Source organism: Thermomonas sp. (assembly GCF_047606765.1).
Classification (GTDB): Bacteria; Pseudomonadota; Gammaproteobacteria; order Xanthomonadales; family Xanthomonadaceae; genus Thermomonas.
Window position 1 is genome coordinate 1 of the sequence record NZ_JASGED010000011.1, and the last position, 25,081, is coordinate 25,081.

Here is a 25,081-nt window from a genome sequence, read left to right on the forward strand (position 1 = left end):
CGACGCGCCCCTGCATTCAACGTCGTCATTCCGGCTTTCGCCGGAAAGACGAAACTAATGCCTCCGCCCACGGCGCGGGGCTTCCCAGCAGGAAACCCTGCGCATATTCGCAACCCAGTTCCATCAGGCGCTCGCGCTGGCGCTCGGTTTCCACGCCCTCGGCAATGATCTCGATGCCCAGGCTGCCGGCCAGCGCGATGATGGCGCGCACCACGGCCACGCTGCTGGCCTGTGCATCGCCATCCAGCCCGGACACGAAACTGCGGTCGATCTTCAGGCAGGCGATCGGGAAGCGGTGCAGGTAGGACAACGCCGAAAAGCCGGTGCCGAAATCGTCCAGCTGCGCCAGGATGCCGCGCGCACGCAGGGTGTTGAGGATTTCGCTGGTGCGCGGCGCATCGTCCAGCAGCGCCACTTCGGTGATCTCGATGCGCAGGCGCGAAGGCGATACCCCGACGGCATCCAGCAGGCCCAGCAGGCGGTGCGCGAAATCCGGCACGCGGAAATGGCGCGGCGACACGTTGATCGCCACGTAGCCCGTGTCCGGGTGGCGCGCCATGTCGGCCACCACGCGCGCGTACATCAGCCAGTCCACCTGTTCGATCAGGCCGCTGTCTTCGCCCACGTCCAGGAACTCGCCCGGTGCCAGCACGCCGCGTCGTTCATGCCGCCAGCGCAGCAAGGCCTCGCTGCCAACCTGCCCTCCATCGCCCAGCCGGACGATGGGCTGGTAGTACGGCTCGAATGCCTCGGCATGGATCGCGCGGCGCAGGTCGGACTCCATGTCGAGGGTGCGCGTGGCTTCCTCGCGCATGGCTTCGTCGAACATCGCGCAGCGGTCGCGGCCCTCGCCCTTGGCGCGGTACATCGCCGCGTCGGCATCGCGCAGCATCTCCTCGCCGCTGCCATAGCGCGGATGCCAGACCGCGATGCCGATGCTGGCCGTGGGAAACAGTTCGCGGCCGGCCACCCACACCGGCGCGCCCAGCGCGGCCAGTACCCGCCGCCCCAGTTCCATCGCCATCTGCGGGCCTTCCAGGTGTTCGGCGAGGATGGCGAACTCGTCGCCGCCCAGCCGCGACACCACGTCGCCACCGCGCACCGCACCAACGATGCGCCGCCCGGCCTCGATCAGCAGTTCATCGCCCACCGCGTGGCCCACGCTGTCGTTGACCAGCTTGAAGCGATCCAGGTCGAGGAACAGCACCGCGAAGCAGGTCTCCGGCCCACTGCGCGCCTGCGCAATGTCCCGGCCCAGCCGCTCCAGCAACTGCACGCGATTGGGCAAGCCGGTCAGCGCGTCGTGCATGGCCTGATGGGTGAGCTTGCGCTCGGCACTGGTGCGCTCGCCAATCTGTTCGACCAGTTCGGCATTGGCTTCGGCCAGTTCACGGGTGCGCTCGCGCACGCGCTGCTCCAGGCTGGCATGCGCCTGCACCAGCCGGTCCTGCGCCTGCTTGCGGGCCAGGCTGCTGCCGATGTGATACGCCACGAAGGTGAGCAGGTCCTGATCGCGCGAGGTAAACACGATGTCCGGCGAATAGCTCTGCACCGCGATCACGCCCACCACCTTGCCCTCGTGCAGCAGCGGCACGCCCAGCCAGCACTGCGCCAGCGAGCCGAAGGTGCGCACCTTGCCTTCGCGCTGCAGCGCATCGATGCGCGCGCGATCCGCCAGCAGCGGCGCACCGGTCGCCAGCACGTACTCGGTCAGGCCTCCGCCAAGCTTGCGCGACACGCGCGTGCTGTCGTACTCGTCCACCGAATACGGGAACTCCAGCATGCTGCCGTCGGCGGACAGCATCGCGATGTAGAAATTGTGCGCGTACAGCAGGCCCCCCACCACCCGGTGGATCTCGCCATAGAAGCGCTCCAGCGTTGCGCTGGTCATCGACAGCTCGGCGATGCTGAACAAGGCCCGCTGCAACTCCTGCGCGCGCTGGCGCTCCTGCACCTCGGCATGCAGGTTCTCGACGGCGTGCTGGAGTTCGGCGGTGCGTTCGGCCACGCGACGCTCCAGTTGCTCGTGCGCATCGTGCCGGTCCAGCGCAACCAGGATGTGCTGGGCGACGTAGGCCAGCAGGATGCGGTCGTCTTCGCTGTACAGGTCGTCATCGTGGTAGCCCTGCACCACGATCGCACCCACGACCTGGTCGCCACGCCGCATCGGCACGCCCAGCCAGTCGGCACTGTCCGGGCCGTTGAACATGCTCAGCGGGATGCCCAGGCGCGCGCGCAGCTTCGCCGACGGGCCGCGCATGGCCTCGCCGCTGCGCAGCAGGTACATGGTCAGGGTGTTCTCGCCATCATCGACCGGGATTTCCTGATCCGGGTCGTTCTTCCAGTCGTCACGCTGGTCAACGAAGTACAGGAAGCGCATCGTCTGCCGGTGCGCGTCGTACAGCGCGATGTAGAAGTTCTCGGCATACATCAGCTCGCCGACGATGGCGTGCAGCCGGCGCAGCATGTCCTGCAGCTCGCGGCCGCTGCCGGCAAGGTCGGCGATTTCGTACAGCGCCTGCTGCAGGCGTTCTGACCGGCGCAGCGATTCGATCCTGCGCCCGGCCAGTTCAAGCCGCACGGCGGCATCCGCCAGTTGCCGGGCAAACACCGGCCAGTGGCTTTCGATGCCGGCGGGCCACGGCTGCGGATGCGCCGCTTCAATCGCCAGTTGCGCGCCTTCGGGGCCGGCCCAGTGCAACCTGAATCGCGCAGGCACCGATGCCGGCAAGCCCATTTCGCCACCACAGCCAAGCCCCAGTTCCGGGTGGTGCCATTCCACCCGAACCTGCGCGCCCGCCGGCAGGCTGCGCCTCAGTGCCTCCGCCAGCCCGGCAAGGTCGAGCGCCTCCGTCGCCGGGTCGGCAACGGATTCTGCGGGCAGCGCTGGCAGCGGAACGCCATTCATCGTCGTCAGCATAGTGCCTTGAACGCAAACCGCACGCACGAACGGCAACCCCGTTCCCGGCCTGCATACGTTGGCATCGGCATGCGCATGGCCTGCCCCACCCCCTTTCCGCTGGCCGCGCCAGTCCGTAGGCTGGTGGCCGTGGACACCACGGTTGCCGACGACAGCGACGAAACCCTGATGCTTGCCTACGCGGCGGGCGATGCCGGGGCGTTCGCCGCGCTGTACGCGCGCCACCGGCAGAAGCTGTACCGCTACCTGCTGCGGCAGTTGCGCGACAACGCGCTGGCCGACGAGTGCTTCCAGGACGTGTGGCAGCGGGTGATTGCGGCGCGGGCAGGCTGGAAGCCGGAAGCCGGCTTCGCCACCTGGCTGTACACCATCGCCCACCACCGGCTGGGCGATCACTGGCGCAGCCTGAAACACCGTCCGTCGGCACCGCTCGATGCCGACGAGCGGCTGGCCCGCGTGGCCGACCCCGACACGCCCGAGCGCGTATTGTCGGAGTTCCAGCGCCGCCGCGAGTTGCAGCTTGCGCTGGACGACCTGCCCGAAGAACAACGCGAGGTGCTGCTGTTGCGGCTGGAACAGGAACTGACGCTGGAGGAAATCGGCGAAATCACCGGCGTGGGCCGCGAAACGGTCAAGTCACGCCTGCGCTATGCGATGGACAAACTGCGCGCGAGGTTGCCGGCATGAACCCGCACCCGCAGCAACCACTTGATGCCGAAGAGCGCGCACTGGCTGCCGCGCTGCCGCGCCTGCATGGCCGCGACCAGCCGGATAGCGCGCTGGACGCGCGCATCCTTGCCGCCGCACAGCAGGCCGTGCAGGCGAAGCCCAAGACCGCAGGCAAGCGGCGCAGCTGGATCGTGCCGATCAGCCTTGCGGCCTCGGTGACATTGGCCGTCGGCCTGACCTGGCAGTTGCAGCAACCCACCGCAGCACCCGAAGCGGCGCACGAGCAGGCCAGCTTGCATGAATTGCCTGTCGCAACCGTTGCCGCCATCGAACCTGCCGATGCTGCCGCCGCGCCTGCCATTGCACCGGCGGCTGCACCCGAAACGCTGCCCGCGCCGCGCGTGGCCGCAACGCCGGCAATTGCCGCCGCTGCGCAGACGCATGAAGCCGCGCCGCCTCCCGCACCACCGGCACCACCATCGCCCGCTGCTGCACCCGCCATCGCAATACCGCCACCTGCGCCACAGGTCGCCACCGCAACGGTCGCACGCGAGGACGCCATCGTGATGCAGCGCGCGAAGACCGCCGGCGCGCCGCCAGCGGAAAGCCTCGACCGGAGCGCCGCCAGCGCCAGCACGCAGTCCACCGCGAAGGCGCAGGCCACACGCGCCGAAGCCGCCAGCGTCACCGATGCGCCAGACGAAGACATCCCGCCCGCCACCATGGACAGCCCCGCCGCGCGCGATGCCTGGCTGCAGCGCATCCGCAGCTTGCAGCAACAGGGCGAACTCGACGCCGCCCGCGCCAGCCTGAGCGAGTTCCGCCGCCGTTATCCGGAAGCGAAGCTGCCGGATGACCTGCGCCCGCTGGAACAGCCCGCGCCCGAATCGGTGCCCTGAACCACAACGAGTACATCGACATGCGGAGCAAGCTCCGCATCTACCAACTTCGCCCCGCATCCGCCTTCGGCACCTTCCCCACAAGGGGGGAAGGAACAGCAAAAACACCACCACGCGAGATGGCGTGAACAACGGCTCACCGGCGCGCGACGCTAAAATGCGCGCATGAACTCCCCCGCCCCGGCGTCCAAGGCGCCGACACGCCCTCCATTGGGTTCCCTGCGCGCGCTGTGGCCCTTCGTCCGCCGCCATCTTGGCCTGTTCAGCGCATGGCTGGTCGCGCTGGCTTGTTCGTCCGCCGCCACCCTCAGCCTGCCGGTGGCGTTCCGGCAGATGATCGACCACGGCTTCAGCAGCGGTGCCAACATCGACCGCACCTCCGGCTTCGTGCTGGTGGTGATCGTGGCACTCGCATTGGCGACTGCCGCCCGCTATTTCTTCGTCACCCTGCTGGGCGAAAAGGTCGTCGCCGATCTGCGCAGCCGGCTGTACGCACACCTGCTGGGCCTCGACGCCGGTTTTTATGATCGCAGCCGCAGCGGCGAACTGGTCTCACGCCTGACTGCCGATGCCGAACTGCTGCGCAGCGTGATCGCCTCCAGCATGTCGGTGGCCCTGCGCAGCAGCGTGACCGTGATCGGCTCGCTGGTAATGCTGTTCATCACCAGCCCCAAGCTGGCGGCGTGGGCGCTGTTGGGCATCCCGCTGGCGGTTGCGCCCATCGTGATTGGCGCGCGGCGCATCCAGAAGGTTTCGCGCGCCAGCCAGGACCGCATCGCCGATGCCAATACCCTTGCCACCGAAGCACTCGGCGCGGTGCGCACGGTGCAGGCGCATTCGCGCGAGGCGCATGAGCGCGCTCGCTACGCGCTGGCGATGGACACCGCCGTTGCCACCGCGCGCAAGCGGATCGGTGCGCAGGCGCTGGTGACGGCGGTCGCCATCAGCCTGATCTTCGGCGCGGTGATCGTGGTGCTGTGGTCGGGCGCGCATGACGTGATCGCCGGTCGCATGAGTGCAGGCGCACTCGGCCAGTTCGTGATGTACGCGCTGATCGGCGGTGGCTCGGTGGGCGCGCTGGCCGAAGTCTGGAACGAACTGCAGCGCGCCGCCGGCGGCATGGGCCGCATCCACGAACTATTGGAGCAGCGCCCGGCCATCCTCGCGCCCACACAGCCGCGTGCATTGCCTGCGCCTGTGCGCGGCGAAATCGTGTTCGAGGACGTGAGCTTCCACTATCCGCAGCGCCCGGACACGCCGGCGCTCGCAAACTTCAGCCTGCGCGTGCAACCCGGCGAAACGGTGGCGCTGGTCGGGCCATCAGGTGCCGGCAAGAGCACGGTGCTTACGATGCTGCTGCGCTTCCACGACCCGCAGGCCGGGCGCATTTTGCTGGACGGCATCGACCTGCGCGAACTTGACCCGGCGCAGCTTCGCGAAGCCATCGCGCTGGTGCCGCAATCGCCCACCATCTTCGCCGCAAGTGCCATCGACAACATCCGCTACGGCAGGCTGGAAGCCAGCGACGAGGACGTGCGCAAGGCAGCGGAATCGGCCGAGGCCGACGACTTCCTCGATGCCCTGCCCGACGGCTTTGCGAGTGAACTCGGCGAACGCGGTGCGCGCCTGTCCGGTGGCCAGCAACAGCGCATCGCCATCGCCCGCGCCCTGCTCAAGGACGCGCCGGTGCTGCTGCTGGACGAGGCGACCTCCGCACTTGATGCGCAGAGCGAACGCGCGGTGCAGACCGCGCTGGAACACCTGATGGAAGGCCGCACCACGCTGGTGGTGGCGCATCGGCTTGCCACCGTGCTGCGCGCCGACCGCATCGTGGTGATGGATGCAGGCCGCATCGTTGCCGAAGGCACGCATGCGCAACTGCTGGCACAGGGCGGGCTGTACGCGGAACTCGCAAAGCTGCAGTTCCTCGACTGAGCATAAATGAGCATAAAAAACCCCGCGCGAGGCGGGGCTTGAAAGATTGCGGCGGTTGTCGCGACTCACTCGACCGGTTTGACCCCGGCGGCTTGCGCGCCCTTTGCGCCCTGCTGCACTTCATAGCTGACGCGCTGGCCTTCCTGCAGGCTGCGGAAGCCCTTGGAATCAATCGCGGAGAAATGCACGAAAACGTCTGCACTGCCGTCCTCGGGCGAGATGAAACCGAAGCCCTTGGCGTCGTTGAACCACTTCACGGTGCCGTACTGCATGGATGCGAGACCTCTTGCGGGAACGATTGCGGTGGCGTGCCGCACGCGGCACGGCGCGAGTATGCATCAAGCGCGGGGCCGCGCAATCCCCGTGCTCATTCCGTCTGGTTGGCGGGCGATGCCCGATGCAGCGCATCGACAAAGCCCGGCTCCAGCCGGTAGCGCCCGAACCAGCCCTGCTGGGTGCCGGACAGCACCCGCAGCATGTGTCCACTGGCAAATGGCAAGCGGCCCGCCGGCAGGAAAGCGGCATCACGCAGGCGGGCGATGCCGTCGTGGTGCGACTGGAACAGCGGCGTCAGCCAGCGGCTGTAGCGGTGATAAGCCGCCAGATGCGCGCGGCGCGCGGTTTCGTAAGCGGCAAAAGCATCGGTGGTCGATGTCGATTGCCCAAGCTGCTTCGCCAGTTCCAGCGCATCCACAAGCGCCATGTTCACGCCCTGCCCCAGTTGCGGGCTCATTGCATGCGCGGCGTCGCCCAGCAACACCGTGCGCCCGCGCCACCAGCGCTTCGGAATGGCATCGCGATAGGCCGCGCGCGCAAGGCAGGACACATCGAAGTCCTCGCCCATGCGCGCATGCGCCTCCGGCCACAGTGCCTGCAACTGCTGCATCCAGGCATCGCGGCCCGCCGTGCGCCAGTCACCGAAGCCGTTGACCGGCAAACTCCAGAAGAAACTCAGCCTGCGCACCGGATCACCGGGCATGCAGCCCACCGGCAGCATGCCGGCCATCTGCCGCGCCAGCAGGTAGCGCTGGCGCAGTTCGGTGGGCCATGACCAGTCGCCCTCGGGCAGCAGGCACCACAGCGCACCCCACGGATACGGTTTGTCGATGCGGCTTGCGGTCACCTGCGCACGCAATGCGGATGCCGAACCATCGGCAACCACCAGCACATCGAACGGGCCATGCCAGCGCCAGCGCGCATCGCGCAGGCGTCCGGCATCGCAATCCAGTTCCTCGACTGCATGATCGACATGCAACTGGATGCCGACCTGCGCGCCGATTGCCGCATGCAGCAATGCGAACAACGCACCACGCTGCATGCCGATGCCGGTCAGCCGTGCATCGAGGTCGGCATAGCGCATGTCCATGACCGCACGGCCACACGGCGTTTCGCCATACAGCCGCGCCACCGGTGCGCCGTGCGTGCGCACTGCATCCAGCAGGCCCAGCCGCCACAGCGCCTGCAAGCCGGTGGGTTGCAGCAGGAAGCCGGCACCGACCGGGCCGGGATTCGGCACGCGCTCGAAGACTTCGACTTCATGACCATCACGCGCCAGCGCCAGCGCAGCAGCCTGCCCGCCGCTGCCGTAGCCGACGATGGCAACGCGCAGGCGGCGCGTCATTCGCCCAGCATCGTCCGCAGGATGCGCGGCACGCCGTCCATCGCCGCCGCCACGTTGTCCAGCACGTCCTGCAGGGTGATGACTTCATCCACGTCCGGCCCTGCACCCGCCGCCCAGTTGGCGACGATGGCGAGACAGGCATAATCCAGTCCCAATTCGCGCGCGATGCCCGCTTCCGGCATGCCGGTCATGCCGACCAGATCGCAGCCGTCGCGGCGCATGCGCGCGATCTCTGCCTTCGTCTCAAGGCGCGGGCCCTGGGTTGCGCCGTAGCAGCCGCCATCGACCAGCGCCACGCCTGCGCGGGCGGCGGCATCGACGATGTCGCGCCGCAGCGTTTGCGTATAGGGATCGCCAAAATCGACGTGCAGCACATCGGTTCCCGGTTCTTCGCAAAGCGTCGAAACGCGGCCCCATGTGTAGTCGATGAGTTGATCCGGGCAGGCCAGCACGCGCGGGCCGAAGTCCGCCGTGATGCCGCCAACGGTGTTCAGCGCCAGCACGCGGTTTGCACCGATGCTTTTCAACGCGGCCAGGTTGGCGCGGTAGTTGATCTTGTGCGGCGGCAGCGAATGGCCTTCGCCATGACGGGCAAGGAAGGCGACACGATGGCCGGCAACCATGCCGATGCGGATCGGCCCGGACGGTGCGCCGTAGGGCGTGTCCGGTTGCCGGGTTTCGACATCGGCCAGTTCGCCGAGTGCATACACGCCGGTGCCGCCGATGACTGCGAGTTCAATGCTCATCTTTTGCTCTGCCCTTCGACCAACTTTCCATGCATGTCCGTGCCGGAAACACTTTGCCGGACTCTCGGCGACACGGATGTCGCCGAGAAGCCTACATGGACGTATTTACGGCGTGTCCGGCAAAGCGTTGCCGGCGATGGGCATGCACTCATCATTCCCCCAACGCATAAATCGCCGGCAGGTTGCGCCCCTGCTCGTGGTAATCCATGCCGTAGCCGAACACATAGGCATCCGGCACCTGCACGCCCACATGGTCGGCGCAGATGCCATCCACGCAGCGGTCGTGCAGCTTCTCTGCCAATACCGCGATGCGCACTTCGTCAGCGCCCTGGTCTTCGCACCAGTGCTTGACCGCCAGCAGGGTGTGGCCCTCATCGAGGATGTCATCGGCCAGCAGCACCTTGCGCCCGCGCATCGGCGTGGCCGGGCGATGCAGCCACGCAAGCCCGGAGCCACTGGTCTGGCCGCGATAGCGGGTGGCGTGCAGGTAGTCGAACTGAAGATCCAGCCCGCGCTCGCCCAATGCGAACGCCAGTTGCGCGGCAAACGGCAGGCCACCATTCATCACCGTGATGAACAGCGGCACTTCACCATCGGCATAAAGTGGGCGGATTTCATCCGCCATGCGCACGATCGCCGCTTCCAGCGCAGGCTTGTCGAACACCACATGCGCGGTAGCCAGCGCATCCGCCAGTTTCGGTGCTGTCATGCCACGTCTCCCACGTTGATGGCACCCGATTGCAACCCGGCATCCACCGCCGATTCGCGCACATGCCCAAGCCGCGCCTGCGCGGCATCGCGTCGCCCGTCGGCCAGCAGCGCATCCCAACCCAGCGCACCGCGCCCCATCAGGCCGGTCAGCGCCATGGTGTTGGCGCTGCGCCCTTCCATCGCGCGCAGCGCTTCTTCCACCATCTGCGGATGGCAGACCAGCACCACGTCGCAGCCGGCATCCAGATGTGCGTCGATGCGTGCCTTCACGCCACCAACCGAATGCGCGCCAGCCATGCCGATGTCGTCGGAGAACACCACGCCGCGAAAACCCATCTCGCCGCGCAGAATCTCGCCGATCCAGCGCGGCGAATAACCGGCAGGCTCCGGCGCGGTCTGCGGATAGATGATGTGCGCCATCATCACCGCGTCCGCACCGGCGGCGATGCCGGCCCGGAACGGAATCAGATCCGTGGCACGCATCGCATCCAGCGAACGGTCATCGACGGCCACGTCGAAATGGGTGTCTTCCGGGATCGAACCGTGGCCGGGGAAATGCTTGAGCGTCGCCGCCATGCCGGCTTCGTGCATGCCCTCGACATAGGCGCGTGCGAACGCGGCGACGATCTGCGGATCGTCCGAAAACGCACGATTGCCGATGGCGCGGTTGCCGCGCCCAAGATCGATCACCGGCGCGAAGCTCAGGTCGATGCCGGTGGCGCGGATTTCGCTGGCCATCAGCCATGCGTGTTCACGCGCCAGCGCCAGCGCGGCGTCGGCATCCTCGCGATACAGCGCATCAAACCCCTGCAACGCCGGCAGTACGGTATAGCCGTCGCGGAAGCGTTGCACGCGGCCACCTTCCTGATCGACGGAAATCAATTGCGGGCGCGGGGCGGCTTCGCGAATGGATTGGGTCAGCTCCGCCACTTGCGCACGGCTGGCGAAGTTGCGCGCAAACAGCACCACCCCGGCGCAGGCATCGTGTTGCAGCCAGTCGCGCTCCTGCGCGGTGAGTTGGTGCCCGGAAACGCCGATTTGCAGCATTTATTTTCCTTCGATCAGGTCAAGCGCCATGCGCTCGTCATCGCGCCATTGCGAATACGGGCGCGAGGCCAGCGCCAGATTGTAGTAGCGCGGCGCATCCGTGGCTTGCACGCCCGCCCATGCCGGCATGTCGAATGCTTCATCGGCACTGTCCAGTTCGATCTCGGCCACCACCAGCCCGGCGTTGTCGCCAAGGAACTCGTCCACTTCCCAGATGTGCCCGGCGTGTTCGACGTAATGGCGACGCTTGTCGATCAGCCCGCCCACCGCCAGTGCCAGCAGTGCGCGCGCATCGCTGACCGGGATCGGATATTCGAACTCCTGCCGGCTTGTACCCAACTCGCGCGACTTGATGTTGAGGAAGGCGGCATCGCCTTCGATGCGCACCCGCACCGAGGTGTTCATCGCGCCGCTGTCCACCATGCCGATGTCGTTGAGGTAGCCCTGCGCCATCGGCACCACCTTGTGCGCAGCGCTGCGCCAACCGTCGCCGGTGACGAGATATTTGCGTTCGATTTCGATTGCCACCAGTCGCCTCCGTGCCGTCATTGCGGCGAAAGCCGGAATCCAGCTTTTCAAGCTTGATCAAAGAAATTGATTCCGGCTTTCGCCGGAATGACGAGCGGGATCACGGCTCGAACACCGCGATGGATTCCACATGCGCGGTATGCGGGAACATGTCCATCACACCGGCCTCGCGCAGCGTCCAGCCTGCTTCATTGACCAGCCAGCCTGCATCGCGCGCCAGCGAGCCCGGATGGCAGCTCACATAGACGATCCGCTTCAAGCCTTTCAACGGCAATTGCTTCAGCACTTCGATGGCACCGGAACGCGCCGGGTCAAGCAGCAACTTGTCGAACCCGGCCTTCAGCCACGGTTGGCCAGCCAGATTCTGCGCGAGATCGGCAGCATGGAACTGCACATTGCCCATGCCGTTGTGCTCGGCGTTCAGGCGCGCACGTGCCACCAGACCTGTATCACCTTCGACACCAACCACTGCGCCATCGCCGGACGCGCGCGCCAGCGGCAGGGTGAAATTGCCAAGACCGCAGAACAGGTCGAGCACGCGCTCGCCCGGCTGCACGTCCAGCAGTTCCAGTGCGCGGGCGATCATCGCCTCATTGAGCTTCGCATTGACCTGGATGAAATCCAGCGGGCGGAACAGCAGTTCCACATCCCACTGCGGCAGGCGGAATGCCAACTTCGCAGGCTCGCCCGCAAGCGGATGCACCGAATCGATGCCGCCCGGTTGCAGATAAATCGTGAAGCCGTATTCCTCGCCGAATGCCGCCAGCTTCACGCGGTCGGCATCGGACAGCGCTTGCAGATGGCGAAATACCAACGCAGTGGCATCGTCCCCGGCAATGAACTCGATCTGCGGAATGTCACGGCGCGCATCCAGCGCATCCACCAGCGCGCCGAGCGCAGCGACCTTGAAGCCAAGCTGCGGCACCACGACATGGCATTCGCCGATGTCGGCGACGAAGCGTGGATCCTGCTCGCGGAAGCCGACCAGCGTCTTGTCCTTCTTCTCCACCCGCCGCACCGAGAACCGCCCCTTGCGCCGATAGCCCCATGCATCACCACGCAGCGGTGGCAGCACCGTGCCCGGCGCGACGTGGCCGATGCGTTGCAGATTGTCCAACAGCACCTGCTGCTTGTAGGCGATCTGCCGATCCTCGGCCAGATGCTGCAACACGCAGCCACCGCACACGCCGAAATGCGGGCAACGCGGCTGCACGCGATCCTTCGATGCTTCCAGCACCTCCAGGGTCCTGGCTTCGTCGAAATGCCTGGAGCGCGCGGTCTGCTGCGCCATCACCGCTTCGCCCGGCAGCGCGCCCGCCACGAACACGGCCTTGCCGGCATGCGCATGGCCTTCCGGCCAGCGGGCAACGCCGCGTCCGTCATGGCTCAGGTCATGGATGTCAAAACGCTTGGGAGATTGGTCGAGTCGGGCCACGTGGCGAAAGGCTGCGGGGTGGCCGCGTATTGTCGCAGATGCGCCACGCTTTCCCGCAAAGAACACCCCTCATCCGCCTTCGGCACCTTCTCCCCGCAAGCGGGGAGAAGGAAAAGATGGATTTCTTCCCGCTTGCGGGAGAAGGAAAAGATGGATGTCCTCCCGCTTGCGGGAGAAGGAAAGCTGGATTTCTTCCCGCTTGCGGGAGAAGGAAAAGATGGATGTCCTCCCGCTTGCGGGGAGAAGGGAACACATGCCTTATTTCTGCTTCCAGCTTCCGCCCTGCTCATACCACCAACCAGCACGCGCACTGGCGATCCACTGCTTGGCGAACACGTCGCGAATCTGGCTTTCCCATTCGGGATGCCCATTGGCCACCGCCACTTCGCGATACACCGCCTTGCGGTCGCGATTGTCGTCGGCCACGGCGGCGTTCATCGCCACGCGGTCCTTCAGTTCCAGCTTGCCGGCATCGCGCACGGTAATCAGACCGTCGCCGGTGAAGCCCAGTGCGCCGCTGTCGAAGCCCTTGCGCAAGGTCGCATTGAAGCGCGACTCCATCCGCGACTGGATGGCCTGAATAGCCGGCGTCTTGATGGTGATGTCCGGCGCGGACTGCGCCTGCGCGCTGCCGAAGCCCAGCAGCATCCACGGGTCGAATCCGCTGACATCAAAGTCGAAGCGCTTCTCAAGCCGAGCCATGCCGCCACCAGCGGGCGCGGGCTGCTCCTCGGTCTTGATGTTGACCTTGTCGGTCTCGTTGATGATTTTTTCGACGAACTCCTTCGCCGCTTCCTTGGCCTCGGCCGCGGGGAAATAGACGTTGATCGTCACGCATGCGCTGAGCAGCAGCGCCCCCACCACCGGCATTCCGAACCACTTGCTCATCGCATCGCTCCTGTTCGCGTCCTCAATCCACCACCGGGGCCACATCGCCCTTGCCGATCGACACCAGCCGTTCAACCAGCGTGGGCCAATCCACCATGCGGTTGTAGCCCACCACGGAAAGGCGCGGCACGCCGGCACCTTCAACGATAGTAAAGGCGTTGTTCGCTGAATGCAGGCCCGACATAGCACAAACCTCGTTCGCCAGTCGACAACCGATGCCGATGCGCTGGTAGCCGAAATCGTCGAACAGGCCGATCAGCCGCCCCTGCAGGCTGGTGATGAAGCTGGCGTCGCCCACGCTGCCGATGTTCTGCACCGCGCGCTGGCTGATCCGCTGCTTCACGCCGCGCTTGCCATCGGTGATGAAACGCGCGTTGAACGCGACCGGCGTCCAGTCCACCAGTCGCAGCCCTTCGATGCGCCCGTCCAGCCTGCCGGTGATGCTGCCGAAGCCCAGCACCTCGGTCAGCCGCAGCAGGTCCAAATCGTCGAAGGCGATGTCCGCGCTCAGGCTGGGCGCGGTGCCGAAGGGGCGTTCCAGCGCCAGCGAGGAGAACGCCACCCGGCCATCGAACAACTGCATCGACAGGCCACCATCGAACACGATGCGCTCATCCGCATAACGCGCATCGGGAATGCTGCCGCTCAGTCGCCCCTGGAACGCAGGCAGGCCCAGCGCCTGCGAGACACGCCCGAAATCCACATCGGCAAGCTGCAATCCAAAGCGGATGTCTGCACCGGCATCGCCACGCGGTGGTTTCAGGGTGAAATCGCGGAAACTCGCGCTGCCACCCATCAGCGGTACTGTCACATCGCCGGGAATGCGCAGCACGCCGTCCGCGCTTGCAAACGGCAATCGCGCCGCGCCGAACTCCAATCCATACAACTTGCCGCCACGCCATGTCAGTTCGCTGCGCACCGGCGCACCCGCCGAGTAGCGCACTTCGCCCTGCAAGCCTTCGAACACGAAGCGCTCGCCCGGATCGCGCAGATCAACACCGCGCATACGCGCTTCCATTTTCGAGAGCGCGCCATTCGTCACTTCGGCATGCAAATCCAGCGCGCCGTGCAGATCGACTTCGCCCAATCCGAACAGGCCCATCCAGCCGGACAGGTAGCGCGCCTTCAGTGGCGTCATGTCGCGGCTGCCTGCCTCCACCGCCAGCGCAGACAACGCGCCATCTTCCGCAAACTGCATGCGTGCCGTGGCCTGCAGCACATCGCCATCGCGCCATTCGATGCGCGGAAACGCCCAGCCGCTGCCTGCCTGCTTCGTTCCTTCGATGCGCAGGGTGACCGGCACTTCCGGCATTGCCACATAGGTATTGCCGGCAAGGAACTCGCCGCCCTGCAACGCGCCATCCACCGTGAGCGAGGTCAGCGCCGGCGTGCTGCGGTAGTCGATGCGCAAATCGCCGCCCATGTTTTCGCCGACGATGCTCGCGTCCGCAGTTTCAAGACTGGCACCGCGCAGACGCAGCGGGCCGTCGATGCGCAGGGGATGCGCCTTCGAGGTTTCCAGCGTGAGGCTCCCGTCCAGCGTGCCGGCCTTCAGCCGCGCAGCGGGCCATGCCTGCATGAGCAGCGCCTGCACCCAAACCAGCGGCACGGCGGTCAGGTCGAAGCGGGTCAGGCCGGGCGAGCCCGCATTGCGACGCAGCGCGAAACGCGCCTTGCCCTGCGACAACGAGGCTTGCGTGGTTGCGGCATCGAAACGCACCGCGAGTTGCAACGGCACGCCCTGCCCGGAGCGCAGCGGCCCATCGCACTGCCAGCCGCCATTCGCCACGCGCCGAAGCGGGCAGCGCCAATGCAGGTCGCGATAGCGATAACCAAGACCGGGCGCATCCACCCGCCCTGCCCAGATTTGCAATTCGCCGGACTCGGCATCCGCCTGCCAGTCCAGCCGCAGGCGCACCTGTTCCAACGTTGCGACGCCGGTTTCCATCCTGGCGATGCGTGCCTGCGCCGTGCGCGCATGCACGGGCGATGCGGCGAACATCGCCATCATGCACAGGCAAGCGGCTAACATCATCCGGAACGACATGCCGCCAGCATACAAAGCCGGAGCCGCACTGCGATGAACACTGCCCCGCTTCCCCGCATCCTGCTGGTGGAGGACGACCCGGTCAGCGCCGCCTTCCTGCGCGAGGCGATCGCCGCACTGCCGGCACAGCTGGACGCCGCCGCCAGCATCGCTGAAGCCGAAGCGCTGCTGCGCGCCTCGCGGCATGCGCTGCTGCTGGTTGATGCCAACCTGCCGGATGGTCGCGGCGAAACGCTGCTGCAACGTGCGCGCGATCTCGGCATCACTGCACCCGCGCTGGCGCATACCGCCGATGCCGGTGCTGCTGATGCATTGCGCGCTGCCGGTTTCCTCGATGTGCTGGTCAAGCCGCTGGGCGTGACCACACTGCATGCCGTGTTGCGCAAGCACTTGCCGTCACTGGCATGCGCGGACTGGGACGATGCTGCGGCACTGGCTGCGGTCGGTGGCCAGCAGGCGCATGTCGATGCGCTGCGCGGCCTGTTCCGGCAGGAACTGCCCGGTCAGTGCGCACGCATCGCGGCCGCGTTCGATGCGCGCGACCACGCCGCGATGCGTGCGGAACTGCATCGCCTTGCTGCCAGTTGCGGCTTCGTGGGCGCGGCGCGATTGGGTGAAACGGTGCGCGGATTGCTGGCCGCACCCGATGATGGCGATGCGCTGGGTGCCTTTCTGTCCGCAGTGGATGCCCTGCTCGCCTGAGATCAGGACGAGGTCGGCATCGACGACAACGGTATCGACAGCCGGCCCAATTCGCCCAGCATGTCCCATGACTTCAGGCCGCGCCCGCCAAGGTGGTGCAGCAACACCAAGCGCAGCGGCACGCGCAGGCTGGCAAGGTCGTCCGCTTCCGGCATCGCATCACCGGCCAATGCCAGCAGCGCGCGCCCGGTTGCGGCTTCGCGACGTTCGCCGGCACGTTCGCTGAGCAGCCGGCGCGGGCCGTGTTCGGGATCGAGGCGATAACGCGCCGCCGGGTCGATCTCCCCGCCATCGCCATCCATCGAAAATGCCAGCCCGAAACCCAGCGCATCCAGCAGGTCGCGCTCGAACCGGCGCAGCGTCCACGCCAGCGCCTCGCCCGCGCGCAGGCGTTCGCGGGCCTGCGCGTAGGCCATGTGCAGCTCCGGTTGCGGGGCCAGGCGCGGTGCCAGGCGCAGGCACAGTTCATTGAGGTAGAACGCCGCCATCGCCGCATCGCCATGCAGCAGCGGCGCGGCATCCACCGCCTCGGCAGCAGTGAGCTGGGCCAGCTCGCCCTTCTGCACGGCATCGAAACGGATCGATTGCAGCGGTTGCAGGGCGGCACGCAGCAGGTGCCGCTTCGGCCCCTGCACGCCGCGCGCCACCAGTCCGACGCGGCCATGCTCCGCGCTCAACACTTCCACCAACAGGCTGGTTTCGCGCCATGGGCGCGCATGCAGGATGAAAGCGGGTTCGGCTGTGTAGCGCATCTGCCGTCACTGTAGATGCGGAGCTTGCTCCGCATGCTTGTTCGCGGGTTGTGCCGAGCAAGCTTGGCACCTACGGATGCTCTGGATCAATCGTGATATCCGAGCGCGCGCAAGGCCGCTTCGTCATCACTCCAGCCCTCGCGCACGCGCACCCATGTCTGCAGGAAGACCTTGGCATCGAACAAGCGTTCCATCTGCTCGCGGGCGCGGCTACCGATCTCGCGCAGGCGTTCGCCGCCCTTGCCGATGACGATGGCCTTCTGGCCGTCGCGTTCCACCCAGATCACCGCGTCGATGCGGTACATCACGCCGGCCTTGGGCGAAGGTTCTTCCTCGAACCTCTCCACTTCCACCGTGGTCGAATACGGCAGTTCCTCGCCCAGCTGGCGCATCAACTGCTCGCGCACCAGCTCGCCGGCAAGGAAGCGCTGGCTCTTGTCGGTGATTTCATCCTCGCCATACATCGGCGCAGCTTCCGGCATCAGGCCAAGCAGGGTCTGCACCAGCGGTTCCAGCCCGCTGCGCTTGAGTGCGGACAGCGGATGCACGGCGGCGAACTCGCGGCCTTCGGTCACCTTGGCGATGAACGGCAACAGCACGGTCTTGTCCTTCTGCTTGTCCACCTGGTTCACCACCAGCACCACCGGCAGGCCGGCGTCGCGCAATGCATCGAAAGCAAGACCGTCTTCGTTGTCCCAGCGGCCCGCCTCGATCACCAGCAGCGCGGCATCCACGCCTTCCAGCGCACCGCGCGCGGCGCGGTTCATCATCCGGTTCATGGCCTTGCCGGAGCGCTTGCCCTGCTCGCCATGGATGCCGGGCGTATCGACCAGTTGCAATTGCCCACCGGGAAAGGTGGCGATGCCCAGCAGCCGGTGTCGCGTGGTCTGCGGGCGGTTGGAGGTGATGCTGATCTTGGCGCCTACCAGCGCGTTGACCAGGGTCGATTTGCCGACATTGGGGCGACCGATCACGGCGACAGCGCCGCTGCGTTGGGTTTGCGTGTTCATGCTTCGATGGCCTGCATTGCGGCCTCTGCCGCCTGTTGTTCGGCGGCGCGGCGCGAACTGCCTTCGCCGATGGTGACCAGCGCCGGCTCGGCCAGCGTGCAGCTGGCACGGAAGATGCGCGCATGGTCTTCGCCGCCCTCTTCCAGCACCGCATACACCGGCAGCGGCCTGGCGCGCGCCTGCAACCATTCCTGCAGGCGGGTCTTGGCGTCCTTGCCGACCTTGTTGGGCGGCGGCAGCGCGGCCAGCATCGCATCAAACCACGGCAGCACCACGGCACGGCAGGCGTCGAAGCCGGCATCAAGGTATATCGCCGCGACGACCGCCTCCACCGCATCGGCAAGGATGGAATCACGACGATGCCCACCGGTCTTCATCTCGCCCGGCCCCAGCACCAGATGCGTGCCCAGCTCGAGCGTGCGGGCGATGCCGGCCAGCGCGGATTCGCGCACCAGCTCGGCGCGGGCGCGGGTCAGCGCGCCTTCGTCGGCCTTGGGCCAGCGCAGATACAGGGCTTCGGCAACGAACTGGTTGACCAGCGCGTCGCCGAGGAACTCCAGCCGCTCGTTGTTGGGGCTGCCGGCGCTGCGATGGGTCAGCGCCTGCGCGAGCAGTGCCGGTTGCGCGAATGCATGGCCGGCAAATGCCCGCGCACTCACGGCTTCACTGTGCGCCTGCACCAGCCGCCAATGCCTGTTCGGCGCGGAACTTGCCAACCACGTCGAGATTGGCGATCAAGGGCTCGCGGCGCTCGTAGTCAACGACCAGGTTGTAGCCGCCATCGCCACCTTCGATCTTCAGCATCTCCGGCTTGATGGTGGCGACGTAATCGATCTGCAGGTGGCGCTTGAACGACTCGCGGATCTCCGCCTTCGAGACCGCGTCCTTCTGCTCGGCGATGCTCGCCAGCGTCTTCTTGACCGTGTAGTACTCGATGTACATCGGCACGATCTTCATGCCGCAGTAGGCGAACAGGATCACCACCGACAGCGTGATGAGGAACCCCAGCATGGTCATTCCGCGTTGCATGCGCTTCATTGGTGCATCCCCTTCTTGGTTGTGTTGCTCAAGGAATCCGGGTACCGATCCTGGATGTGTCCACCCAGTCATCGGCGTGCCGGTCGAAGTTCATCCAGATCAGGATCGCCTTGCCGCGCAGGTTGGCCTCCGGCAGGAACCCCCAGAACCGGCTGTCCTCGCTGTTGCCGCGGTTGTCGCCCATGACGAAATAATGCCCTTCCGGCACCGTCCAGTCACCCTCTGCGGCACTGTATCCGCGTTCCAGCACGTAATGCGGTCGCCCGGGCAGGCCTTCGGTCAGGCGTTCGGAGCCGGTGGCGTCCACACCCTGACCCACGCCGCTGTAGATGCCCTCCACCCGGTATGGCAGTGCCTGCCCGTTCACCGTGACCTTGTGGTCGTGGTAGCCGATGGTGTCGCCGGGCACGCCAATCACCCGCTTGATCCAGTCCTGGCGCGGCTGGTGCGGCGGACGGAACACCACCACGTCGCCGCGCGCGGGCTCGCCATTGGCAAGGAACTTCTTGTTGGTGATCGGCCAGCGCAAGCCATAGGCGAACTTGTTGACCAGGATGAAGTCGCCAATCAGCAAGGTCGGCATCATCGAACTGGACGGAATCCGGAACGGCTCGGCCACGAAGCTGCGCAGGCCCAGCACCAGCGCCAGGATCGGGAAGAAGGCCTTGGCGTAATCGACGACGACCGGCTCCTTCCCTTCGTCCAGCAGGCCGGCGGCTTGTGCGCGGCGCTTGGCGAAGAACAGCTTGTCCAGCAGCCAGACCAGGCCGGTGAATGCGGTCAGGACGACCAGGATTGTCTCGAACCACACCATCATGCCGCGTTCTCCATCGGTTTCAGCCCCTCTCCCTCCGGGGAGGGGTTGGGGTGAGGGTTCGGCACGGGAGTGATGCCGCATCGCTACGGCGTACCCTCATCCGGCCTTCGGCCACCTTCTCCCGAAGGGAGAAGGAAAAGCAGCTTACTTGCTGTCCACTTGCAACACCGCCAGGAATGCTTCCTGCGGAATCTCCACCCGCCCAACCTGCTTCATCCGCTTCTTGCCTTCCTTCTGCTTCTCCAGCAGCTTCTTCTTGCGGGTGGCATCGCCACCGTAGCACTTCGCCAGCACGTTCTTGCGCAGCGCCTTGACCGTGGTGCGGGCGATGATCTGCGCGCCGATGGCGGCCTGGATCGCCACGTCGAACATCTGCCGGGGGATCAGATCCTTCATCTTCTCGCACAGCTCGCGGCCACGGCGATCCGCGTGCGAACGATGGACGATGATCGACAGCGCATCCACGCGATCGCCGTTGATGAGGGTATCCACGCGCACGAACGGGCCGGCATCGAAACGCAGGAAGTGGTAGTCCAGCGAGGCATAGCCACGGCTCACCGACTTCAGCTTGTCGAAGAAGTCCAGCACCACTTCGGCCATCGGCAGTTCATAGCTGATCTGCACTTGGCTTGCCATGTAGGTGATGCCGATCTGCACGCCGCGCTTGTCCTCGCACAGCTTGATGATGTTGCCGATGTAGGTTTCCGGGGTGAGGATGTTGGCGCGGATGATCGGCTCGCGGATTTCCTGCACCATGTTGGCCGGCGGCAGCTTGGCCGGGTTGTCCATCGGCACGATGGCACCGTCGGTCTTGAGCACCTCGTAGATCACCGTTGGCGCGGTGGAAATCAGGTTCAGGTCGTACTCGCGCTCCAGCCGCTCCTGCACGATTTCCATGTGCAGCATGCCAAGGAAGCCACAGCGGAAGCCGAAGCCCATCGCTTCCGAGCTTTCCGGCTCGAAGCGCAGCGCGGCATCGTTCAGGCGCAGCTTTTCCAGCGCCTCGCGCAGCGCCGGATAGTCCTCGGCATCGACCGGGAACAGGCCAGCGAACACGCGCGGCTGCATTTCCTGGAAGCCGGGCAACGGCGCAGGCGCGGGATCGTTCGCCAGCGTCAGCGTGTCGCCCACCGGCGCGCCGTGAACGTCCTTGATGCTGGCGGTGATCCAGCCCACCTCGCCCGCGCGCAGTACCGGCAACACCTTGCGCTTGGGCGTGAACACGCCGACCGCGTCAACCTGATGCGCGCGGCCCGTGCTCATCACCAGCATCTTGTCGCCGGGTTTCAGCTCGCCCTGCATCACCCGCACCAGCGAGACCACGCCGAGGTAGTTGTCGAACCACGAATCGATGATGAGCGCCTGCAGCTTGTCGGTGTCGCGCGGCTGCGGTGGTGGGATGCGATGGACGATGGCTTCCAGCACGTCGCCGACGTTGAGGCCGGTCTTGGCGGAAATCGCCACCGCATCGGCGGCGTCGATGCCGATCACGGCCTCGATCTCTTCCTTGACCTTGTCGATGTCGGCGGTGGGCAGGTCGATCTTGTTCAGCACCGGCACCACTTCCAGCCCCTGCTCCACGGCGGTGTAGCAGTTGGCGACCGATTGCGCTTCCACGCCCTGCGCGGCATCGACCACCAGCAGCGCGCCTTCGCAGGCAGCAAGCGAGCGGCTGACTTCGTAGCTGAAGTCAACGTGGCCGGGGGTGTCGATGAAGTTCAGGAAGTAGGTATTGCCGTCCTTCGCCTTGTACGGCAGCGAGACGGACTGCGCCTTGATGGTGATGCCGCGCTCGCGCTCGATCGGGTTGGAGTCGAGCACCTGCGCTTCCATCTCGCGATCCTGCAGGCCACCGCACAACTGGATGATGCGGTCGGCCAGCGTCGATTTGCCGTGATCGACATGGGCGATGATGGAGAAGTTGCGGATGAACCGCATCGAGTCGTGCTGCATGGAGCGGGCCATCCAAAAGCGGCTGCGGGCTGCGACGGCAGCGGGTCGCGGCCAGTCGGGAATCAAGCCGTCCATTATCGCACAGCGCCGCCCGCGCCTTGTCCCGGCACGGGCGAACGCCGATGCAGACCGGCGGATCAGTCCTCCGCCGGGTTCACCGTGACGTACTGGGTGCCGCCGCCGCGACGGACAAGCAGCATCACCGGCTTGCCTGCGCCGGCTGCCTTCAAGCGGGCATCCAGCGCGGCAGCATTGCCCACATCAACACGGCCCACCGCCAGGATCACGTCGCCCGGGAGCAGCACCTCGCGCGCGGCCTGCCCTTCGATCCTCGCAACCAGCACGCCTTCGCCCGGCCGCAAGCCCAGCCGTTCGCGCTGCTGCGCGGTCAGGTCCTGGCCGATGATGCCCAGCGGGTTGCCCTTGGCTTCGGTGGGCGCGCGCGGTGCCTGCTCGCTTTCATCAGCGGAGGCAACGCCCTCGGTCAGCGCATCCAGTGTTGCGGTCAGGCTGCGCGGCTTGCCGTCGCGGATCACCTCCACCTGCACCTTGGTACCCGGCGCCATCGCGCCGATGATCGGCGGCAGGTCGCTGGAATCCTGGATGGCCTGTCCGTTGACACTGCGGATCACGTCCTGGCGCTGGATGCCGGCCTTGTCTGCCGGACTGCCCGGCTCTACCCGCGCCACCAGCGCACCGCGTGCATCGGGCAGGCCCAACGCCTGCGCATCATCGCGCGTCATCTGCTGGATCTGCACGCCCAACTGCCCGCGCGTCACCTTGCCGCTGGCCTTGAGCTGCTGCGCCGCGTTCATCGCCACATCGATCGGGATGGCGAAGCTCACGCCCATGTAGCCACCGGAATTGCTGAAAATCTGCGAATTGATGCCGACCACCTGCCCGCGCGTATCCAGCAGCGGGCCACCGGAATTGCCGCGATTGATCGCCACGTCGGTCTGGATGAACGGCACGTAGCGCTGGCCGGAATAGGGATTGGCGCGGCCCACCGCACTGACGATGCCGGCAGTGACCGAATGGTCGAAGCCAAACGGCGAACCGATCGCCACCACCCACTGGCCGGGCTTGATCGCGCTGGAATCGCCGATGCGCAAGACCGGCAGGCCGCTGGCGTCGATCTTCAGCAGGGCCACGTCGGATTGTTCGTCGCTGCCAATCACTTTCGCGGTGAACTCGCGGCGATCAGCCAGGCGAATGCGCACCGTGTCCGCGCCATCGACCACATGATGATTGGTGAGGATGTGGCCGTCGGCGGAAATGAGGAAGCCTGTCCCCTGCGAAACGCCACGCGGACGCGCTTCCGGCATGCCCGGCATCGGCGACATGCCGGGGCCGAAGAAGCGGCGGAAGAACTCGGGAATGTCCGCCTCATCCGGCAACTGCTGGCTGCGCTGCGCGGTCGAAGTGGATTTGCTGCCAATCTCGGCCTGCACGCTGACCACGGCTGGGCCAACCTGCTCCACCAGCCGGGTGAAATCAGGCAGTCCGGCCACCAGTTGCGGCGCGGGCGTGGTGGGTTGTGTCGCCAGCGGCGTCTGCGCATTGGCGGTGTTCTGGCCGCTGCAGGCAACAACGCCAACCACCGCCAGCGCGGCGGTCAGCAACAGGGGGCGCAGGGTGAATTGCTTGGGTGCAGGCATCTTCGACGAATCCTTGTTCGCGTGGATGGAAAGTGGATGCAGCGATGCGCGGCTCAGGGCTGATCGCTGCCGGACAGTTGTTCGGGCGTGGGCGATGCCGATGTGTCATCGTGTACTTCCGAAGCCGGATCGGCAGCCGGGGATTGCACAGGCGTGACCGGCGCTTGCAGCGGCGCATACACCGGCAGCCGATGCACGGGCTCGCCAAAGCCCACCGTCAAACCGTCATTGCTGTACTGCGGCAGCACCGAACGCGGCCACGGGCGGGTGGCGATTTCCGGCTGCGGCACCACGACCGGCAGCACGGCGACCGCATGGTCTGCAACCGCTACATCTGCAACCGCCACGGCCATGGGAGCGTGCGTGGCATCACGCGCAGCGCGGCGCGCGACACGCGGTGCAGGCGCAGATTGCCGCACGGTATTCGCCGCCAGTGTCTGTGGCGCAACATCGACCGCAGCGACCGTAACAGGCTGTGGCTGCGGCGCGGGCACATCAGCGATCACGGGCGTCGTGACCGGCGCTGCCGCGACGGTTGCAGCAACAGATGCGGGCGTTTCGTGCTGCGGCGTGCGCACGATCAACGCCACCATCGCCAGCGATGCGGCCATCGCCGCACCGCCACCCCAGCGCAGCCACTGCGGCATGCGCGATGCCTGCTGCGCCTGCGCCGGTGCTGCAACGGCATCGCCATGCAGGGCAGCGGACACGCGCGCTGCGAAATCCGCCGGCATGCGTCGCGTCGGTGCCAACCCGCGCATCACTTCGCCAGCGGTGCGCCAGCGTTCCCAGGATTCGGCCAATGAGGTGTCGTGTTGCAGGCGGCGCAGCAGGAAGCGGGTCTCATCCGGCGGCAGCGCGCCGTCCATCAGCGCAGACAGTTGTTCGCGACTGCTCAATTGGGTGAGGTCATTGGCCTGCAGATCGTTGTCGGTATTCATGGCTGTATGCCTGTCATGCGTGCGAGCGTTTCGGCAGATCGTCGTGGTCAAGCAAGGGCTTCATGCGGGCGTCGATGGCTTCGCGGGCGCGGAAGATGCGTGAACGCACCGTGCCCACCGGGCAGCCCATGCGTTCGGCGATCTCCTCGTAGCTCATGCCTTCCATTTCGCGGAAGGTGATCGCCTCGCGCAGTTCCTGTGGCAGGTCTTCGACCGCGCGCAACACGGTTTGTTCCAGTTGCTGGCGCATCAATTCGCGCTCGGGCGTGTCGTTGTCGCGCAGGCGCAGGCCGGATTCGAAGTGCTCGGCATCGTCGATGTCGATGTCATCGCCGGGTGGCCTGCGGTTGTGCGCCACCAGATGGTTCTTGGCGGTGTTCACCGCGATCCGGTGCAGCCAGGTGGAGAACTGCGCATCGCCACGAAAACCGCCGATGGCGCGATAGGCGCGGATGAAGGTCTCCTGCGCCACGTCCTGCACTTCCGCCCAGTCATGCACGTAGCGGGAAATCAGCGCACCGACCCGGTGCTGGTACTTGCGCACCAGCAGGTCGAAGGCCGTGTTGTCGCCGCGCTGCACGCGGGCGACAAGATCCTGATCCAGCGCTTGCGACACCCGATCCTCCGTCATTCGCGCCGTACCTCGGTTGCTCGGGCCCGGTCGCGTCCGGGCGTTATGACAGGGGCGGGCCGCGAAAGTTCCGTGCCGGCCCACCCGGCATGGTGCCGATTAGACACGTATTCAAGTTTTCGCGGGCTACGAT

The 25,081-nt window shown here is 66.3% G+C and carries 23 protein-coding genes; 4 read left to right on the forward strand and 19 right to left on the reverse strand.

The annotated features are described in order from the left end of the window. Positions 1-25: 25 nt before the first annotated feature. Positions 26-2,908, reverse strand: coding sequence for an EAL domain-containing protein (locus tag QM612_RS01015; RefSeq protein ID WP_415252037.1), 2,883 nt, complete (start codon positions 2,906-2,908; stop codon positions 26-28). An 87-nt stretch (positions 2,909-2,995) separates the two neighbouring features. Between QM612_RS01015 and QM612_RS01020 the strand changes: the two genes are divergently transcribed. The 3 genes from QM612_RS01020 to QM612_RS01030 all read left to right on the forward strand — a co-directional run bounded on the left by QM612_RS01020 (position 2,996) and on the right by QM612_RS01030 (position 6,423). Then, positions 2,996-3,607 (forward strand): RNA polymerase sigma factor, encoded by a 612-nt coding sequence (locus QM612_RS01020; RefSeq protein ID WP_415252038.1) that lies wholly within the window; start codon positions 2,996-2,998, stop codon positions 3,605-3,607. Then, complete coding sequence (locus tag QM612_RS01025) at positions 3,604-4,488, forward strand: hypothetical protein (RefSeq protein ID WP_415252039.1); 885 nt, start codon at positions 3,604-3,606, stop codon at positions 4,486-4,488. The genes QM612_RS01020 and QM612_RS01025 overlap by 4 nt, the downstream gene beginning before the upstream one ends. A gap of 165 nt (positions 4,489-4,653) precedes the next feature. Continuing rightward, complete coding sequence (locus QM612_RS01030) at positions 4,654-6,423, forward strand: ABC transporter transmembrane domain-containing protein (protein ID WP_415252040.1); 1,770 nt, start codon at positions 4,654-4,656, stop codon at positions 6,421-6,423. Positions 6,424-6,488: 65 nt separating this feature from the next. Here QM612_RS01030 and QM612_RS01035 read toward each other — a convergent pair whose 3' ends face one another. The 9 genes from QM612_RS01035 to QM612_RS01075 form a co-directional block, all read right to left on the reverse strand. Then, positions 6,489-6,695 carry a cold-shock protein gene (locus tag QM612_RS01035; RefSeq protein ID WP_415252041.1) on the reverse strand — a complete coding sequence of 69 codons (207 nt, stop codon included), beginning with the start codon at positions 6,693-6,695 and terminating at the stop codon, positions 6,489-6,491. Positions 6,696-6,790: 95 nt separating this feature from the next. Continuing rightward, the gene (locus tag QM612_RS01040; RefSeq protein ID WP_415252042.1) at positions 6,791-8,044 is read right to left on the reverse strand and encodes an FAD-dependent oxidoreductase; all 1,254 of its coding nucleotides are present in this window, start codon (positions 8,042-8,044) and stop codon (positions 6,791-6,793) included. Then, positions 8,041-8,790 carry an S-methyl-5'-thioinosine phosphorylase gene (locus QM612_RS01045; RefSeq protein ID WP_415252043.1) on the reverse strand — a complete coding sequence of 250 codons (750 nt, stop codon included), beginning with the start codon at positions 8,788-8,790 and terminating at the stop codon, positions 8,041-8,043. The genes QM612_RS01040 and QM612_RS01045 overlap by 4 nt, the downstream gene beginning before the upstream one ends. 151 nt (positions 8,791-8,941) lie before the next feature. Then, complete coding sequence (locus QM612_RS01050) at positions 8,942-9,499, reverse strand: hypoxanthine-guanine phosphoribosyltransferase (RefSeq protein WP_415252044.1); 558 nt, start codon at positions 9,497-9,499, stop codon at positions 8,942-8,944. After that, entirely contained in the window at positions 9,496-10,548 is a 1,053-nt protein-coding gene (nagZ, locus tag QM612_RS01055) for a beta-N-acetylhexosaminidase (RefSeq protein WP_415252045.1), read from the reverse strand. Before nagZ ends, QM612_RS01050 begins: the two co-directional genes overlap by 4 nt. Then, a complete protein-coding gene (locus QM612_RS01060) occupies positions 10,549-11,076 on the reverse strand; it encodes a CYTH domain-containing protein (RefSeq protein ID WP_415252046.1) in 528 nt (175 codons plus the stop codon). A gap of 100 nt (positions 11,077-11,176) precedes the next feature. Then, a complete protein-coding gene (gene rlmD / locus QM612_RS01065; RefSeq protein ID WP_415252047.1) occupies positions 11,177-12,511 on the reverse strand; it encodes a 23S rRNA (uracil(1939)-C(5))-methyltransferase RlmD in 1,335 nt (444 codons plus the stop codon). Between the two features lie 258 nt (positions 12,512-12,769). Then, on the reverse strand, positions 12,770-13,399 hold the full coding sequence (locus QM612_RS01070; RefSeq protein ID WP_415252048.1) for a YdbL family protein: 630 nt from the start codon (positions 13,397-13,399) through the stop codon (positions 12,770-12,772). 22 nt (positions 13,400-13,421) lie between these two features. Continuing rightward, entirely contained in the window at positions 13,422-15,407 is a 1,986-nt protein-coding gene (locus QM612_RS01075; RefSeq protein WP_415252049.1) for a hypothetical protein, read from the reverse strand. Between the two features lie 72 nt (positions 15,408-15,479). Here QM612_RS01075 and QM612_RS01080 point away from each other — a divergent pair, with 72 nt between their 5' ends. Beyond that, a complete protein-coding gene (locus tag QM612_RS01080) occupies positions 15,480-16,148 on the forward strand; it encodes a response regulator (RefSeq protein WP_415252050.1) in 669 nt (222 codons plus the stop codon). A 2-nt stretch (positions 16,149-16,150) separates the two neighbouring features. On the opposite strand, the gene recO is transcribed toward QM612_RS01080, so the two are convergent. From recO to rpoE, 9 genes are all read right to left on the reverse strand, one after another. Continuing rightward, on the reverse strand, positions 16,151-16,900 hold the full coding sequence (gene recO / locus QM612_RS01085; protein WP_415252051.1) for a DNA repair protein RecO: 750 nt from the start codon (positions 16,898-16,900) through the stop codon (positions 16,151-16,153). Between the two features lie 86 nt (positions 16,901-16,986). Further along, complete coding sequence (gene era / locus QM612_RS01090) at positions 16,987-17,910, reverse strand: GTPase Era (protein ID WP_415252052.1); 924 nt, start codon at positions 17,908-17,910, stop codon at positions 16,987-16,989. Then, complete coding sequence (gene rnc, locus QM612_RS01095; RefSeq protein ID WP_415252053.1) at positions 17,907-18,569, reverse strand: ribonuclease III; 663 nt, start codon at positions 18,567-18,569, stop codon at positions 17,907-17,909. The genes era and rnc overlap by 4 nt, the downstream gene beginning before the upstream one ends. A gap of 4 nt (positions 18,570-18,573) precedes the next feature. Beyond that, a complete protein-coding gene (locus QM612_RS01100; protein WP_415252054.1) occupies positions 18,574-18,948 on the reverse strand; it encodes a DUF4845 domain-containing protein in 375 nt (124 codons plus the stop codon). Positions 18,949-18,976: 28 nt separating this feature from the next. Further along, the gene (gene lepB / locus QM612_RS01105; protein ID WP_415252089.1) at positions 18,977-19,762 is read right to left on the reverse strand and encodes a signal peptidase I; all 786 of its coding nucleotides are present in this window, start codon (positions 19,760-19,762) and stop codon (positions 18,977-18,979) included. A gap of 147 nt (positions 19,763-19,909) precedes the next feature. Beyond that, positions 19,910-21,703, reverse strand: a complete 1,794-nt coding sequence (gene lepA, locus QM612_RS01110) for a translation elongation factor 4 (RefSeq protein ID WP_415252055.1) — start codon at positions 21,701-21,703, stop codon at positions 19,910-19,912. Positions 21,704-21,855: 152 nt separating this feature from the next. After that, entirely contained in the window at positions 21,856-23,376 is a 1,521-nt protein-coding gene (locus QM612_RS01115) for a DegQ family serine endoprotease (protein WP_415252056.1), read from the reverse strand. A gap of 53 nt (positions 23,377-23,429) precedes the next feature. Then, on the reverse strand, positions 23,430-24,317 hold the full coding sequence (locus QM612_RS01120) for a sigma-E factor negative regulatory protein (RefSeq protein ID WP_415252057.1): 888 nt from the start codon (positions 24,315-24,317) through the stop codon (positions 23,430-23,432). A 13-nt stretch (positions 24,318-24,330) separates the two neighbouring features. Then, positions 24,331-24,948, reverse strand: coding sequence for an RNA polymerase sigma factor RpoE (gene rpoE / locus QM612_RS01125; protein WP_415252058.1), 618 nt, complete (start codon positions 24,946-24,948; stop codon positions 24,331-24,333). Positions 24,949-25,081 lie beyond the last annotated feature (133 nt).

Coding starts and splice junctions, on each gene's coding strand:
- lepB (WP_415252089.1), bottom strand. CDS start 19,762: ATGGTGTGGTTCGAGACAATCCTGGTCGTCCTGACCGCATTCACCGGC.
- QM612_RS01020 (WP_415252038.1), top strand. CDS start 2,996: ATGGCCTGCCCCACCCCCTTTCCGCTGGCCGCGCCAGTCCGTAGGCTG.
- QM612_RS01045 (WP_415252043.1), bottom strand. CDS start 8,790: ATGAGCATTGAACTCGCAGTCATCGGCGGCACCGGCGTGTATGCACTC.
- QM612_RS01035 (WP_415252041.1), bottom strand. CDS start 6,695: ATGCAGTACGGCACCGTGAAGTGGTTCAACGACGCCAAGGGCTTCGGT.
- QM612_RS01080 (WP_415252050.1), top strand. CDS start 15,480: ATGAACACTGCCCCGCTTCCCCGCATCCTGCTGGTGGAGGACGACCCG.
- QM612_RS01025 (WP_415252039.1), top strand. CDS start 3,604: ATGAACCCGCACCCGCAGCAACCACTTGATGCCGAAGAGCGCGCACTG.
- QM612_RS01115 (WP_415252056.1), bottom strand. CDS start 23,376: ATGCCTGCACCCAAGCAATTCACCCTGCGCCCCCTGTTGCTGACCGCC.
- era (WP_415252052.1), bottom strand. CDS start 17,910: ATGAACACGCAAACCCAACGCAGCGGCGCTGTCGCCGTGATCGGTCGC.
- QM612_RS01050 (WP_415252044.1), bottom strand. CDS start 9,499: ATGACAGCACCGAAACTGGCGGATGCGCTGGCTACCGCGCATGTGGTG.
- QM612_RS01015 (WP_415252037.1), bottom strand. CDS start 2,908: ATGAATGGCGTTCCGCTGCCAGCGCTGCCCGCAGAATCCGTTGCCGAC.
- QM612_RS01075 (WP_415252049.1), bottom strand. CDS start 15,407: ATGGCGATGTTCGCCGCATCGCCCGTGCATGCGCGCACGGCGCAGGCA.
- QM612_RS01120 (WP_415252057.1), bottom strand. CDS start 24,317: ATGAATACCGACAACGATCTGCAGGCCAATGACCTCACCCAATTGAGC.
- lepA (WP_415252055.1), bottom strand. CDS start 21,703: ATGCGGTTCATCCGCAACTTCTCCATCATCGCCCATGTCGATCACGGC.
- QM612_RS01070 (WP_415252048.1), bottom strand. CDS start 13,399: ATGAGCAAGTGGTTCGGAATGCCGGTGGTGGGGGCGCTGCTGCTCAGC.
- nagZ (WP_415252045.1), bottom strand. CDS start 10,548: ATGCTGCAAATCGGCGTTTCCGGGCACCAACTCACCGCGCAGGAGCGC.
- QM612_RS01040 (WP_415252042.1), bottom strand. CDS start 8,044: ATGACGCGCCGCCTGCGCGTTGCCATCGTCGGCTACGGCAGCGGCGGG.
- recO (WP_415252051.1), bottom strand. CDS start 16,900: ATGCGCTACACAGCCGAACCCGCTTTCATCCTGCATGCGCGCCCATGG.
- QM612_RS01030 (WP_415252040.1), top strand. CDS start 4,654: ATGAACTCCCCCGCCCCGGCGTCCAAGGCGCCGACACGCCCTCCATTG.
- QM612_RS01100 (WP_415252054.1), bottom strand. CDS start 18,948: ATGAAGCGCATGCAACGCGGAATGACCATGCTGGGGTTCCTCATCACG.
- rpoE (WP_415252058.1), bottom strand. CDS start 24,948: ATGACGGAGGATCGGGTGTCGCAAGCGCTGGATCAGGATCTTGTCGCC.